The organism is Bradyrhizobium sp. Pa8 (assembly GCF_052588265.1).
Genome location: NZ_CP176767.1, coordinates 8,654,379 through 8,667,264 on the forward strand (window position 1 = coordinate 8,654,379; position 12,886 = coordinate 8,667,264).

Consider the following 12,886-nt stretch of genomic DNA (forward strand, 5'->3'; position numbering starts at 1 on the left):
CAGAGCACTTTTCTGGACTCACCGGATTGTGAGTCGGGTTCCATCGCGGCGTGCTGCGACAGAAGAACGCAATTACCCCGCCGCCTTCATCCTGTACTGGCTCACGCCCCATTCGGTCCCATCGGCGTAACCGAACAGCCCTGATGTCGCGAGAAAGAACCAGCGCCAGCGTCGCATCCACAAGGCAGTCTCCTCGCCATAGACGCTGCGCAGGGACGCTTCGATCGTGTCGCGACGCGCATCGAAATTGGCGAGCCAGTCGTTCGCCGTGCGCTGATAGTGCGTTCCGCTCCAGCACCATTCCTTCTCGATCCTGAAGACGTCGCCGAATTGCCTGACGAGGTGATGGCTCGGCATCAATCCATCCATGAAGACATGCTGCGCGATCCAGTCCTCGCGATTGGTGCGGTCGAACAGATGAGAGCCGGAGCGATGGGTGACGATGTGCATGAAGAAGCGCCCGTCAGGCGCGAGCCATGACCGCACGCGCGTCATCAGCTTGCGCCAGTTCATCATCTGCTCGAACATCTCGACCGAGACGACGCGGTTGAATTGCCCATCGGGCGCGAACACGTTCATGTCCGCGGCGACCACGCGCAGGTTCAACAGTCCGCGCAGCCGCGCCTGCTCCTCCACATAGGCGCGCTGGACCTGCGAGTTCGACACCGCCGTCACCTTCGCGTGCGGGAACCGCCGCGCCATCCACAGCGACAGCGAGCCCCAGCCGCAGCCGAGCTCGAGGATGGTCTGGCCATCGGCGAGACCGGCGTGCTCGACGGTCTGGCGCAGCGCCTCCTCCTCCGCCTCCTGCAGCGTGCTCGCATCGGACTTGTAGAAGCAGGACGAATATTTGCGGTTGGGGCCGAGCACCTCCGCAAAGAACGCCGCGGCCACGTCGTCATGCCCGGCATTGACGGCATCCGCGTCCCCGGCGATCGGCCGCAGGATCATCCGCCCGGCGAAGGCGGCATCGTCGGCCGCGCCCAGCGCGGACATGCGCGTCGCCGTGCGCGAGCACAGGCGCTGGATCGCGGCCCGGATCACGACGTCCGGCAGCGGCACGCGTTCGGCAGTCCCGAAGATCGCGGAAACGACGCTCATGCGACCACTCCGTTGATCAGGTCTCGTTGTGGCGGCGGCGAAAGGAACGGACGGGTTCGGGCGTTGCCACCCGCCCGGCGGGCTCTGAGGTCCAAACGGGTTCGACCGCGCGGCTGCTGCTGCAGCGCCACCCGGGCGAGCGCCATCCGGACCGCGAGCAAGAGCGCGATGACGGCCAGCCCCCAAGGATTCGTCATCATGCAAAAAATCCGACCTAAGCCTGCGGAATGCCGAAGTTTTGCAAATTGCGTCTCTATCAAAGCACGGTTTCAGCTTTGGGTTCCGAGAGCTGTCCACGAAATCGGCGCATCCGGCGCTTTTTTTGGGCTGCCGCTGTGCCATAGTGCGTCCGCAAGCAAGTTCCTAACGGATGATACCGGCCATGCCGCCAGGCGCCTCGCCCCGCTCCCCCATCGATATCGAATATACCAAGCTATCCTCGCCCAGCGTTTTCCTGGTGCGGATGCTGGTCTTTCTGGTGCTGTGCACCCTGGTCGGCGTGGTGCTCTACAAGCAGATCATCCTGGCCTTCTTCGCCAATCCCGGCCTCAATGCCCTGATCGGCGGCGTGCTGTTCATCGGCATCATCCTGGCCTTCCGCCAGGTGATCCGGCTCTACCCCGAAGTCTCCTGGGTCAACAATTTCCGCATCGCCGATCCCGGCCTGGCGCCGTCCCGGCACCCGAAACTGCTGGCGCCGATGGCCATGATCCTCGGCGGCGAGCGCACCGGGCGGATGTCGATCACCCAGACCACCATGCGGCACCTGCTCGATTCGATCGCGACCCGCCTGGACGAGGCCCGGGACATCTCCCGCTACATGACCGGCTTGCTGGTCTTCCTCGGCCTGCTCGGCACCTTCTGGGGCCTGATCGAGACGGTCGGCTCGGTCGGCAAGGTGATCGACGGGCTCAAGGTCGGGGGCGATTCCGGCGCCTTGTTCGACACGCTGAAGGAGGGCCTCGCCGCCCCGCTCGGCGGCATGGGCATCTCGTTCTCGAGCTCGCTGTTCGGCCTCGCCGGCTCGCTGATCCTCGGCTTCCTCGATCTGCAATCGAGCCAGGCCCAGAACCGCTTCTACACCGACCTCGAAGACTGGCTCGCCACCACCGTGCGCGAATATGGCCACGGCGAGGTCGCGGTCGCAGCCGGCGGTGGTGGCGGCGGCGGCGTTGCCAGCGGCGAGCTCCAGGCCGCCGTCGAGCGCTTACGCTCCGTGCTCGAGGAAGGCAGCGCCAGCCGCGGCACCACGGCGGCAATGGCGAGCCTTGCCGAAGCCATCCAGGCGCTGGTCTCGCACATGCGGACCGAGCAGCAGATGATCCGCGAATGGGCCGACGGCCAGGGCGAGCAGAACCGCGAGATCCGCCGCCTGCTGGAGCGCATCGCGCGCCAGCCGGAGAAGGGCTGAGGACGAAGGTCTCGTGCCCCGGACGCGACGCAGCACGAAGTGGTGCGTCGCAGAGCCGGGGCCCAGAGAAACGAAGCAATAGGTCCCGGCTCTGCGCAGCAGCGTTGCACGCTGCAGCGCGTCCGGGACACGAGAGTGGAGATCGACGACATGGCTCTAGCCCGCGGCCGCCGCAGCGAAGCCGGCTTCAACTACTGGCCCGGATTCGTCGACGCGCTGTCGACGCTGGTGCTGTCGATCGTGTTCCTGCTGTCGGTATTTTTGGTCGTGCAGTTCTTCCTGTCGCAGGAGGTCACCGGCAAGGACAAGGCGCTGGAGCAGCTCAACGCCAAGATCGCCCAGCTCAACGAGCTCTTGTCGCTGGAGAAGCTCGGCAAGCTCACGCTGGACGACCAGGTCTCGCAATTGAAAGCGGGCCTCGCCTCGGCCGAGACCGAGCGCGATCGCATCAAGGGGCTCTATGACGGCCTCGCCGCCGCCGGTAACGACGCCCAAGGCAAGACCACCGAGCTCGGCAAGGCGCTGGACTCGGAGAAGGCGGTCTCGGCGCGGGCGCTGGCGCAGATCGAGGTGCTGAACCAGCAGATCAGTGCGCTGCGGCGACAGCTGGCGGCGCTGGAAGAGGCGCTCGACGCCAGCGAGAAGCGCGACAAGGAATCGCAGAACCGCATCGCCGATCTGGGGTCTCGCCTGAATGTTGCCTTGGCGCAGCGCGTGCAGGAATTGTCGCGTTATCGCTCGGAGTTTTTCGGCCGCCTGCGCGCCATTCTCGGCAACCGCCCTGACATCCGCATCGTCGGCGACCGCTTCGTGTTCCAGTCCGAAGTGTTCTTCGACACCGGACAGGCGACCTTGCTGCCGGAAGGCCGCGCCGAGCTCGACACATTGGCGACCGCGCTGATCGATCTCGACAAGAAGATCCCGAACGAAATCCCCTGGGTGCTGCGCGTCGACGGCCACACCGATTTGCGCCCGGTCAGCGGCCCGAACTTCAAGTCGAACTGGGACCTGTCCGCGGCGCGCTCGATCTCGGTGGTGCAATATCTGATCTCGCTCGGCGTGCCGGCCCAGCGCCTGGTCGCCGCCGGCTTCGGCGAATTCCAGCCGCTCGACACCGCCAACACGGAAGAGGCCTACAAGCGCAACCGCCGCATCGAGCTGAAGCTGACGGAGCGGTAGTGAGCGCCCTCCACCTCCGCCCCTACCGCGCCGAGGACGAAGCCGCCTCGATCGACCTCTGGCATCGCACCTGGCAGCAGGCCTATCCGCAAATCGATTTCGCCGCGCGGCTGGACTGGTGGCGCGAGCGCTGGCGCAAGGATCTGGTGCCGAAAGCCTCCATCGTCGTCGCCGAGCAGGATGGCGCCCTCACCGGCTTCGTCACCATCGACGGCGAAGGCTATCTCGACCAGCTCGTGGTCGATCCCGCGCACTGGGGCTCGGATGCGGCGAGGCTGCTGGTGGATGAGGCCAAGCGGCTGTCACCGTCGGGCGTCACGCTGCTCGTCAACAAGGACAATGCCCGCGCCATCCGATTCTACGAGCGCAACGGCTTTGCCCACGCCGGCGACGATTCGAACCCGACCTCGGGACGGCCGGTGCTGAAGATGACTTGGCGGGCGTGACGAGGTTTGCTGCCGCCCCCTCCGCTGTCATGCCCCGGCTTGCCGCCTTCGCTGAAGCTTCGGCGGCCGAGCGAGCGTGTGGCCCGGCGCAGCCTTGGCGGCGCCGGGACCGGGGCATCCAGTACGCCGCGACTTTTCCGACTCTCACTGCTGTCTCTGGAATACTGGATCGCCCGCTTTCGCGGGCGATGACACCGTGAATGAGGCAGCAGGCGGGACGCCTCATGCGCCCTCGAACTGCAGCCTCGCGAGCCTCGCATAGAGCCCGTTCTTGGCGACGAGCTCCGCGTGCGTGCCCTGCTCGACGATCTTGCCTTGGTCCATCACCAGGATGCGGTCGCATGACAGCACGGTGGCGAGACGATGTGCGATCACCAGCGTGGTGCGGTGGCGCATCAGCTCTTCCAGCGCGGTCTGCACCAGCGTCTCGCTTTCGGCATCGAGCGCGGAGGTGGCTTCATCGAGCAGCAAGAGCGGCGCATCGCGCAGGATCGCGCGGGCGATGGCAATGCGCTGGCGCTGGCCGCCGGAGAGCGTGACGCCGCGCTCGCCGAGCGGGGTCTCGAAACCTTCGGGCAGGCGGCGGATGAACTCGGCGGCATGCGCGAGCTCGGCGGCACGCTCGACCTCGGCATCGGTCGCATCGGGCCGGCCGAAGCGGATGTTCTCGCGGGCGCTCGCGGCGAACACGTTGGATTCCTGCGGCACCAGCGCGATGCGCAAGCGGAAATCGCGCGGGTCCGCGGATTTGACCGGCACGCCGTCGAGGGAGATCGCGCCGCTCCGCGGATCGTAGAAGCGCAGCAGGAGATGAAAGATGGTGCTCTTGCCGGCGCCTGAGGGGCCGACGATCGCAACCTTCTCGCCGGGGCGCACGGTGAACGACACGGCATCGAGCACATTGACGTGGGGCCGCGCCGGATAAGCAAAGCTGACCTGGTCGAAGCCGACCTCGCCGCGCGCCGGCACCGGCAGCGCGCGCGGTGACGCCGGCGCGGTGATCTCGGGCTGCACATGCAGAATCTCGAACAGGCGCTCGGCGGCGCCGGAGGCGGCCGAGACCTCGCCCCAGACCTCGCTGAGCTGGCCAAGGCCGGCCGCGGCAAAGGCCGCGTAGAGCACGAACTGGCCGAGCCGGCCCGGCGAGATCGTGCCGATCAGTACGTCATGCGAGCCGATCCAGAGGATCGCGACCACGCTTGCGAACACGATGAAGATGATGATGGCGGTGAGCACGGCGCGGGCCTGCGTCGAGGTGCGCGCGGCCTCATAGGCCTGCTCGACCTCGCCGCCAAAACGCTTCTCGGCGAGCCCTTCGCTGGTATAGGCCTGCACGGTGCGGATGGCGCCGACCAGCTCGCCCGCATAGGCGGAGGCATCGGCCAGCGTGTCCTGCGCATTGCGCGACAGACGCCGCACCCAGCGCCCGAACGCGACCAGCGGCAGCACGATCAGAGGAATGGCGAGCAGCACGAAGCCGGAGAGGCGCGGGCTGGTGATCACCATCATCGCAGCCGCGCCGAAGAACATCATGAGATTGCGCAGCGCGATCGAGACGGAGGCGCCGACCGCGGACTTGATCTGGGTGGTGTCGGCCGTGAGCCGCGACACCAGCTCACCGCTGCGCGCGGAATCGAAGAAGGCCGGCGAGAGCGAGAGCAGATGGGCGAAGACGTCGCGCCGGAGGTCGGCGACGATGCGCTCGCCGATGGTCATGACGAGGTAATATCGCGAGGCGCTGGCAAGCGCGAGCACCGCGACCACCGCGATCATCACCGAGAAGTAGCTGTTGATCAGCGCGATGCCTTCCGGCGTCAGGCCGAAATCGATCATCCGCCTCACGGCGATGGGCACCAGCAGCGTCGTCAGCGCCGCGACCGTGAGCGCGACGAAGGCGAGCGCCGCGCGGCCGCGATAGCGGGCCACATAGGGCGCGAGCGCCAGCAGCGGCCGCAGCTTCGCGCGGCCCTTGGCGGGCTGCTCGATCAACTCGACCTCGATCGACGGAGCCTCAGGCGCGGCGCGCTCGTCGCGGTACTGGTCGTCAAGCCGTTCCACAGCGCTCATGAGATCGGACCCAAGGAGACAGATTAGCTCCACATAGGCCGCTGCGGGGGGAGTGGCAAATCCGGGATGCCCCTTAGGGGATGGCCCGGTTCTCCTTTGCCCACAATGGCTTGTTTTAAAGGGGCCTGTGGGGTATAGACCCCGCCAAATCCGTCATTCGATAGCCACTCAAGACAGGCGCCGGGCGCCGAGGAATTGCCATGAAAGCCGAAATTCATCCGAATTATCATACGATTAAGGTCGTGATGACCGACGGAACCGAGTACCTGACCCGCTCCACCTGGGGCAAGGAAGGCGACACGCTGAACCTCGACATCGACCCGAAGTCGCATCCGGCCTGGACCGGCGGCAACGCCCAGCTGATGGATCGCGGCGGCCGCGTCTCGCGCTTCCAGAAGAAGTTTTCGGGCTTTCTCAAAAAGGATTGATCTGGCCCTCAAGGCTGGAGACGAAAAACGCCCCCGGTGAGACCGGGGGCGTTTTTGTTTTGGGGGCCAAACCCGTCATCCTGAGGTGCGAGGCTTGCGATGCGAAGCATCGCAAGGGGAGCCTCGAAGGATGAGCGGCCACAGTCGGGCCGTCGCCCTTCGAGGGCCGCTGAAGAAGCGGCCACCTCAGGGAGACGGTTCGAAATCGATTACCGCTCGAACGCGGCCTTCAGCGCGTTGAGCTGCGGCACCAGCGGGTTGCCGATCGCCACGTATTCGACCGGCGGGGTGTGGATAGTGGTGTCGAGGCGGCGCACGCGGGTCTGAAGGCTCATCGAGCGATGGATCAGGTCCTGGAGCTGCGAGGGCAGCTTCTCGACGGTGTCGGACGGGCCGGGATCGGCGGCGGTGAGCTTGACCTTGGTCTTCTCGCGATTGGCCTGACTCAGCGTCATCTCGCCTTCCTTCACCGCGCGGTGCAGCAGCAGCCATGAGGCAAGCTGCATCAGGCGGGTGGTCAGACGCATGCTCTCGGTCGCATAGGTGAGGCTGACGGCGCGATCGAGCGCCTTGGCCTCGGTGCGGCCGGCGCCATCGAGATAGGCGGCGGTCTCTTCCACCAGGTCCATGCCCTCACGGAACAGGACGCCGAACGCCGCAGAATTGGTGAACCGCTCGCTGAGTTGAACGAGAGCACCTTCGGCTTGCAAACGTTCCATGGTTAACGCCCCTTACGCAACTGTCTGACTGTCCGGCTTTGGCGCCGGCTTATGATGAACAAATCATTGCGCGCTGGGAGCGCGGAGTCCAGCGACAAGCGCGGATATGGTTTCCGCGGGTCTTTCCTCGGAATTCAACCGGAACGAGACGCAAAAGAGGAAGCAGGCGCAAAAAAAGAGCCGCCGGAGACCGGCGGCTTTGAAAGTTGATAACAGGGAGGCGTCAAACAGAGTGGACAGGAGCCACTCGGTGTCCAAACGAGGACAGTTCCAGTCATAAACCCGAAAGCTTAATCGGAAGTAAACGAGCTAATTTTTTGAGAGTTCGTTAGCCATCTCGGTCACTGGCCGAGTGCGCGGCGGAACAAACTCTCCACTCGTCATTCCGGGGCGCGACGAAGTCGCGAGCTTGCCCGATTGCGCATCTGAGAATCCATAGCCACAGTCAGATGCGGTGGCCCGGCTCAGCCTGCCCGTTTCAACTGCCTGTGATTATGGATTCCGGGCTCGCTGCGCGCCGCCCCGGAATGACGACGCGAGATAGTTTTGCGCGAAGCATGGGTCCCGGTTCTGCGCAGCAGCGCTTATGCGCCGCAGCGCGCCCGGGACACGAGAGGAGAGTTTGGAGTCCTACTTCTTGAAAAAACTATCCGCCGCATTGCGCGAGGCGCGCTTCTTGGTGGCGGCTTCCTCCAGTCTTGCGATCTCGGTGTTGAGCAGCGCCACGCGCTCGGTCAGTTCCTCCACCGACAACAGTGAGAGATCCTGTCCGATTTCATGGCTGATCTTCTTGCGCGGGCGGTCGTCGTCTTCCGTCGCCATCGTCGTTCCTCCTGCGTTCGCGCGGGCACATGGCTGAAGCGGTTGCCAGCGTGGACCACGCTGGCTAAGCAAGGGCCTCGTTTCATCCCGCACCTTTGCTCAAGGACACATCATGGACAAGCTGCCCGCGCAAATGACCGTGGTCGCCATCTCCAAGCCCGGCGGACCGGAGGTGCTGGTGCCGGAACAACGTGCCGTTCCGCAGCCCGGTCCCGACGAGATCCTGGTCAAGGTGCAGGCCGCGGGCGTCAACCGGCCCGACGTGGCGCAGCGCTCCGGCGCCTATCCGCCGCCGCCCGGCGCCAGCGACCTGCCGGGGCTCGAGATCGCCGGCGAAGTGGTGGCGGTCGGCAGCAACGCCAAACGGCACAAGATCGGCGACAAGGTGATGTCGCTGGTCGCCGGCGGCGGCTATGCGCAGTACTGCATCGCGCAGGACGCCCAGGCGATGAGCGTGCCGCCGGCGCTGTCGATCAAGGAAGCCGGCGCGCTGCCGGAAACCCTGATGACGGTCTGGCACAACGTGTTCGAGCGCGGCGGCCTGAAGGCCGGCGAGACGCTGCTGATCCATGGCGGCTCCTCCGGCATCGGCACCATGGCGATCCAGCTTGCGAAAGCGTTCGGCGCGAAAGTGTTCGTCACCGTGGGCTCGCAGGACAAGATCGATGCCTGCCTCAAGCTCGGGGCCGACCGCGCCATCAACTACAAGACCGAGGACTTCGTCGCCGTGGTCAAGGCGGAGACCAACAATACCGGCGCCAACCTGATCCTCGACATGGTCGCCGGCGAGTATGTCGACCGCAACTATGATGCCGCGGCGGTCGACGGCCGCATCGTGCAGATCGCAACCCTCAACGGCCCCAAGGTCAGCGCCAACATCGCCAAGGTGATGGTGAAGCGCCTGACCCATACCGGCTCGACGCTGCGCCCCCGTAGTAATGCGGACAAGGCGGCCATGGTGGCCGCAATCGAGGCGAAAGTGATGCCGCTGTTGCGCGAAGGCCGCGTCAAGCCGCTGATGGACAGCAGTTTCCCGCTGGAAAAGGCATCCGACGCGCACCGGCGCATGGAGACCTCGGCACATATTGGCAAAATTGTGTTGGAGGTCTAGGCCAACGGCCCATGGGGCAAGGCGGAAACCCTTTGATTTTCCTCGCTTTCGTGGCATCTATCGCGACGCGCCGAACCATCTTGTTCCGTTCGGAAAACGCCTTGCACTGACCACCTTGCACTGAAGAGTTTGCGTCGAACGCGGAGAACCGACCTTGCGTCTGATCAGGTGCCTCGCGCCCATAGCGCTGGGCCTCATGATTCTCGTCGCCGCGTCCCCGGCGCGCGCGCTGGATGCCGTCAGCGTCCGCGGCGATGCGCCCGCGATCGACCTCACCGGCGTGCTCGAGCATCAGCGCAGCGACGCCGATCGCATCCAGGTCTCCACTGCGCCCGGTACCGACGGCATCGTCCGCCGCATCGAGGTGCGCGCCCGCGAGGGCGGCCAGAACTGGGTCGTGTTCGCGCTCGCCAACAACACCGATGACCAGCTCGACCGCCTGATCGTCGCCCCGCATTACCGCATCGTCTCTTCGGGCCTGCTGTGGCCCGACCTCGGGCTGTCGCGCATCGCGACCATCACGCCGTCGATCGGCGACCGCCCGGAGCGCCAGGAGAGCGCGACGGCCGACGTGTTCCGCATCACGCTCGATCCCGGCGCCGTCGTCACCTTTGTCGCGGAGTTGCGCACCGACAAGCTGCCGCAGCTCTATCTTTGGGAGCCCGAGTCCTACAAGGACAAGGTCAACTCCTTCACGCTCTACCAGGGCATTGTGATCGGCATCTCCGGCCTGCTCGCGCTGGTGCTCACCATCCTGTTCGTGGTGAAGGGCAGCATCATGTTCCCGGCCGCCGCGGCGCTGGCCTGGGCGGTGCTGGTCTATATCGGCGTCGATTTCGGCTTCTGGGGCAAGGTGCTCGACATGTCGAACAACGCCGAGCGCATCTGGCGCGCGGCGGGCGAAGCGATTTTGGCGGCGACGCTGCTGGTGTTCCTGTTCGCCTATCTCAACCTCAGTCGATGGCACGTGCGCTATTCGCACATCACGGTGGGCTGGCTCGCGTTCCTCGGCTCGCTGGTCGCGCTCGCCTTGTTCGACCCGGCCGTGGCGTCCGGCATCGCGCGCATCTCGCTGGTGCTGATCGCCTTCGCGGGCTTCGCGCTGATCGTCTATCTCTCGACCCACGGCTTCGACCGCGCCGTGCTGCTGATCCCGACCTGGTTCCTGCTGGTGGTCTGGGTGGTCGCGGCCGGCATGACGGTCGCGGGCTCCGTCACCAACGACATCGTCGGCCCGGCGCTGCTCGGCGGCCTCGTGCTGATCGTGATGCTGATCGGCTTCACGGTGATGCAGCACGCCTTTGCCGGCGGCGGCGCCAGCACCGGCGTCGTCTCCGACATCGAGCGACGGGCGCTGGCGCTGGCCGGTTCCGGCGACCTGATCTGGGACTGGGACGTCTCCGCCGATAAGGTCTTCACCAGCCCCGAGACCGAAGCCCTGCTCGGCCTCAAGCGCGGCACGCTGGAAGGCCCGGCGGCGTCGTGGCTCGAGGTGCTGCATCCGCTCGACCAGGACCGGTTCCGCGCCGCGCTCGACAGCGTGCTCGACCAGCGCCGCGGCCGCCTGGTGCAGGATTTCCGGCTGCGCACGCCGGACGGTCATTTCATGTGGTTCGCGCTGAAGGCGCGCCCGGTGGTCGGCTCGGACGGCGAGGTCTCGCGCGTCGTCGGCACGCTCACCGACGTCACCGAGCTGCGCAACGCCGAGGAGCGCCTGCTGCACGATTCCGTGCATGACAACCTCACCGGCCTGCCCAACCGGAAACTGTTCATGGACCGGCTGGGTGCGGTCGCGCATTTCGCCAAGACCATGCCGACGCTGCGGCCGACGCTGATGGTGATCGACCTCGACCGCTTCAAGCAGGTCAACGATTCCGTCGGCATCGCGGTCGGCGACTCGATCCTGCTGACGCTGGCCCGCCGCCTCACCCGCATCCTGAAGCCGCAGGACACGCTGGCGCGGCTTGCCGGCGACCAGTTCGGCCTGATCCTGCTCTCGGAGCAGGACCCCGCCCGCATCACCGCCTTCGCCGAGACCATCCGCAAGACCATCCGCGCACCGATCGCCTTCAACGACCGCGAGATTTTTCTCACGGCCTCGATCGGGCTCGCGCTCTCCGATCCGCAGACCCAATTGACGGACGAGATCATCAAGGACGCCGAGCTTGCGATGTATCATTCCAAGCGGATCGGCGGCGACCGCATCGACGTCTACAAGCCTGCGATGCGCGCGCGAAAGACCGACCGCCTGACGCTGGAGAGCGAGCTGCGCCGCGCCATCGAGCGGCAGGAGCTCACGATCCTGTACCAGCCGATCGTGCGGCTGGAGGATCGTTCGATCGCCGGCTTCGAGGCGCTGGTGCGCTGGGATCATCCGAAGCTCGGACGCATGGCTCCGTCGGAATTCATCAGCATCGCGGAAGAGACCGGCCTGATCGTCGACCTCGGCATGTTCGTGCTCGACCAGACCGCAAAGCAGCTTTCGGTGTGGCAGCGCGCGATGCGCTCGCGCGAGCCGATCTTCGCCTCCGTCAATGTCTCCTCGCGGCAATTGCTGCGCCACGACCTGATCCACGACATCCGCACCGTGCTGTCGCGCTCCTCGGTGGCGCGCGGCACGCTGAAGCTGGAATTGACGGAATCGCTGGTGATGGAGAACCCGGAGCACGCAGCCCAGATGCTGACGCGCATCCGCGAGCTCGGCACCGGACTGTCGCTCGACGATTTCGGCACCGGCCATTCCTCGCTGGCCTATCTCCAGCGCTTCCCGTTCGACACCATCAAGATCGACCAGTCCTTCGTTCGCACCACCAACCGCGGCACCCGTCCGGTGATCCTGAAGTCGATCATCGCGCTCGCGCATGATCTCGGCATGGACGTGGTCGCGGAAGGCGCCGAGACCGATTCCGACGCGGTCGAACTCTACCAGATGGGCTGCGAATACGCGCAGGGTTTTGCGTTCGGCGAGCCGATGGACGCGGATGCCGCGATGCGGTTGCTGACGGAAGTGCGGCTGGAAGCGGCGAGCTAGCGCTTATCTTGTCCCGCTCTCCTCCCGGAAAGGGTCTCTCGCAAAGCGAGCGGGGTGCCGCACTGGCGCGCTGATGCCGGGCTTGATCCAGATCAATGGGCCCTGCTCGACCACCATGAAAGATGGCACGCAGCATTCGATCCAGAACGGCTTCCTCATCGAGGTCACTGGGCTCGTAGCTGTTGTTCTCGGAATGACCAGACCACGCGTCTTTCTCAGGAGTCACGGATGACTCGGCACCTTTTCTACGCGATCACCCTCATCGGCACCGGAGTGTTCCTCGCCTCATCGGCCGAAGCAGTGACAGCCGCACGATGCGAGGATCGAGGCGCAAATTGCCTCGGCACATGTGCCAACTACACCGGCGGGGCCGGCGACGTTCGAGGGCGCCAGAATACATGCGTGCGCACCTGCGACTGGCAGACGACCAGCTGCCTGATACGAGCCCATGCCGCTGACGAACGCTGGCCCCGTAATCGCCAATGAAGCCCGTGGTTCTGCACTTGGGCTAAACACTTGGCTAAACACTTGGGCTAACGCCGCCTGTCTCGCGCTTGCGGCGCACCGCGTC

At 65.6% G+C, this 12,886-nt stretch carries 11 protein-coding genes; 6 read left to right on the plus strand and 5 right to left on the minus strand.

The annotated features are described in order from the left end of the window. Positions 1-72: 72 nt before the first annotated feature. Positions 73-1,101, minus strand: a complete 1,029-nt coding sequence (locus tag ACKWRH_RS41065) for an SAM-dependent methyltransferase (protein ID WP_445218196.1) — start codon at positions 1,099-1,101, stop codon at positions 73-75. Then, the gene (locus tag ACKWRH_RS41070) at positions 1,098-1,301 is read right to left on the minus strand and encodes a hypothetical protein (RefSeq protein ID WP_445218197.1); all 204 of its coding nucleotides are present in this window, start codon (positions 1,299-1,301) and stop codon (positions 1,098-1,100) included. The genes ACKWRH_RS41065 and ACKWRH_RS41070 overlap by 4 nt, the downstream gene beginning before the upstream one ends. A 182-nt stretch (positions 1,302-1,483) precedes the next feature. Here ACKWRH_RS41070 and ACKWRH_RS41075 point away from each other — a divergent pair, with 182 nt between their 5' ends. From ACKWRH_RS41075 to ACKWRH_RS41085, 3 genes are all read left to right on the plus strand, one after another. Continuing rightward, complete coding sequence (locus ACKWRH_RS41075; RefSeq protein WP_445218198.1) at positions 1,484-2,512, plus strand: flagellar motor protein MotA; 1,029 nt, start codon at positions 1,484-1,486, stop codon at positions 2,510-2,512. A gap of 150 nt (positions 2,513-2,662) precedes the next feature. Further along, entirely contained in the window at positions 2,663-3,691 is a 1,029-nt protein-coding gene (locus ACKWRH_RS41080) for a peptidoglycan -binding protein (protein WP_445218199.1), read from the plus strand. Beyond that, positions 3,691-4,137, plus strand: coding sequence for a GNAT family N-acetyltransferase (locus ACKWRH_RS41085; protein WP_445218200.1), 447 nt, complete (start codon positions 3,691-3,693; stop codon positions 4,135-4,137). The genes ACKWRH_RS41080 and ACKWRH_RS41085 overlap by 1 nt, the downstream gene beginning before the upstream one ends. A gap of 222 nt (positions 4,138-4,359) precedes the next feature. On the opposite strand, the gene ACKWRH_RS41090 is transcribed toward ACKWRH_RS41085, so the two are convergent. Then, positions 4,360-6,204, minus strand: coding sequence for an ABC transporter ATP-binding protein/permease (locus ACKWRH_RS41090; RefSeq protein ID WP_445218201.1), 1,845 nt, complete (start codon positions 6,202-6,204; stop codon positions 4,360-4,362). 200 nt (positions 6,205-6,404) lie between these two features. Here ACKWRH_RS41090 and rpmE point away from each other — a divergent pair, with 200 nt between their 5' ends. After that, positions 6,405-6,632, plus strand: a complete 228-nt coding sequence (gene rpmE / locus ACKWRH_RS41095) for a 50S ribosomal protein L31 (RefSeq protein ID WP_007599895.1) — start codon at positions 6,405-6,407, stop codon at positions 6,630-6,632. Positions 6,633-6,841: 209 nt separating this feature from the next. On the opposite strand, the gene rcdA is transcribed toward rpmE, so the two are convergent. Then, positions 6,842-7,351 carry a protease adaptor protein RcdA gene (rcdA, locus tag ACKWRH_RS41100; protein WP_445218202.1) on the minus strand — a complete coding sequence of 170 codons (510 nt, stop codon included), beginning with the start codon at positions 7,349-7,351 and terminating at the stop codon, positions 6,842-6,844. Between the two features lie 630 nt (positions 7,352-7,981). After that, entirely contained in the window at positions 7,982-8,173 is a 192-nt protein-coding gene (locus tag ACKWRH_RS41105; protein WP_282520041.1) for a DUF1192 domain-containing protein, read from the minus strand. A gap of 112 nt (positions 8,174-8,285) precedes the next feature. On the opposite strand from ACKWRH_RS41105, the gene ACKWRH_RS41110 reads away from it, so the two are divergent. Then, on the plus strand, positions 8,286-9,284 hold the full coding sequence (locus tag ACKWRH_RS41110; RefSeq protein ID WP_445218203.1) for an NAD(P)H-quinone oxidoreductase: 999 nt from the start codon (positions 8,286-8,288) through the stop codon (positions 9,282-9,284). A 154-nt stretch (positions 9,285-9,438) separates the two neighbouring features. Further along, entirely contained in the window at positions 9,439-12,315 is a 2,877-nt protein-coding gene (locus ACKWRH_RS41115) for an EAL domain-containing protein (protein WP_028148421.1), read from the plus strand. Positions 12,316-12,886: the final 571 nt, after the last annotated feature.

What these genes read in the sequence shown, in the direction of transcription:
- ACKWRH_RS41065 (WP_445218196.1), bottom strand. Translation starts at nt 1,101, where the DNA reads ATGAGCGTCGTTTCCGCGATCTTCGGGACTGCCGAACGCGTGCCGCTG.
- ACKWRH_RS41070 (WP_445218197.1), bottom strand. Translation starts at nt 1,301, where the DNA reads ATGATGACGAATCCTTGGGGGCTGGCCGTCATCGCGCTCTTGCTCGCG.
- ACKWRH_RS41075 (WP_445218198.1), top strand. Translation starts at nt 1,484, where the DNA reads ATGCCGCCAGGCGCCTCGCCCCGCTCCCCCATCGATATCGAATATACC.
- ACKWRH_RS41080 (WP_445218199.1), top strand. Translation starts at nt 2,663, where the DNA reads ATGGCTCTAGCCCGCGGCCGCCGCAGCGAAGCCGGCTTCAACTACTGG.
- ACKWRH_RS41090 (WP_445218201.1), bottom strand. Translation starts at nt 6,204, where the DNA reads ATGAGCGCTGTGGAACGGCTTGACGACCAGTACCGCGACGAGCGCGCC.
- rpmE (WP_007599895.1), top strand. Translation starts at nt 6,405, where the DNA reads ATGAAAGCCGAAATTCATCCGAATTATCATACGATTAAGGTCGTGATG.
- rcdA (WP_445218202.1), bottom strand. Translation starts at nt 7,351, where the DNA reads ATGGAACGTTTGCAAGCCGAAGGTGCTCTCGTTCAACTCAGCGAGCGG.
- ACKWRH_RS41105 (WP_282520041.1), bottom strand. Translation starts at nt 8,173, where the DNA reads ATGGCGACGGAAGACGACGACCGCCCGCGCAAGAAGATCAGCCATGAA.
- ACKWRH_RS41110 (WP_445218203.1), top strand. Translation starts at nt 8,286, where the DNA reads ATGGACAAGCTGCCCGCGCAAATGACCGTGGTCGCCATCTCCAAGCCC.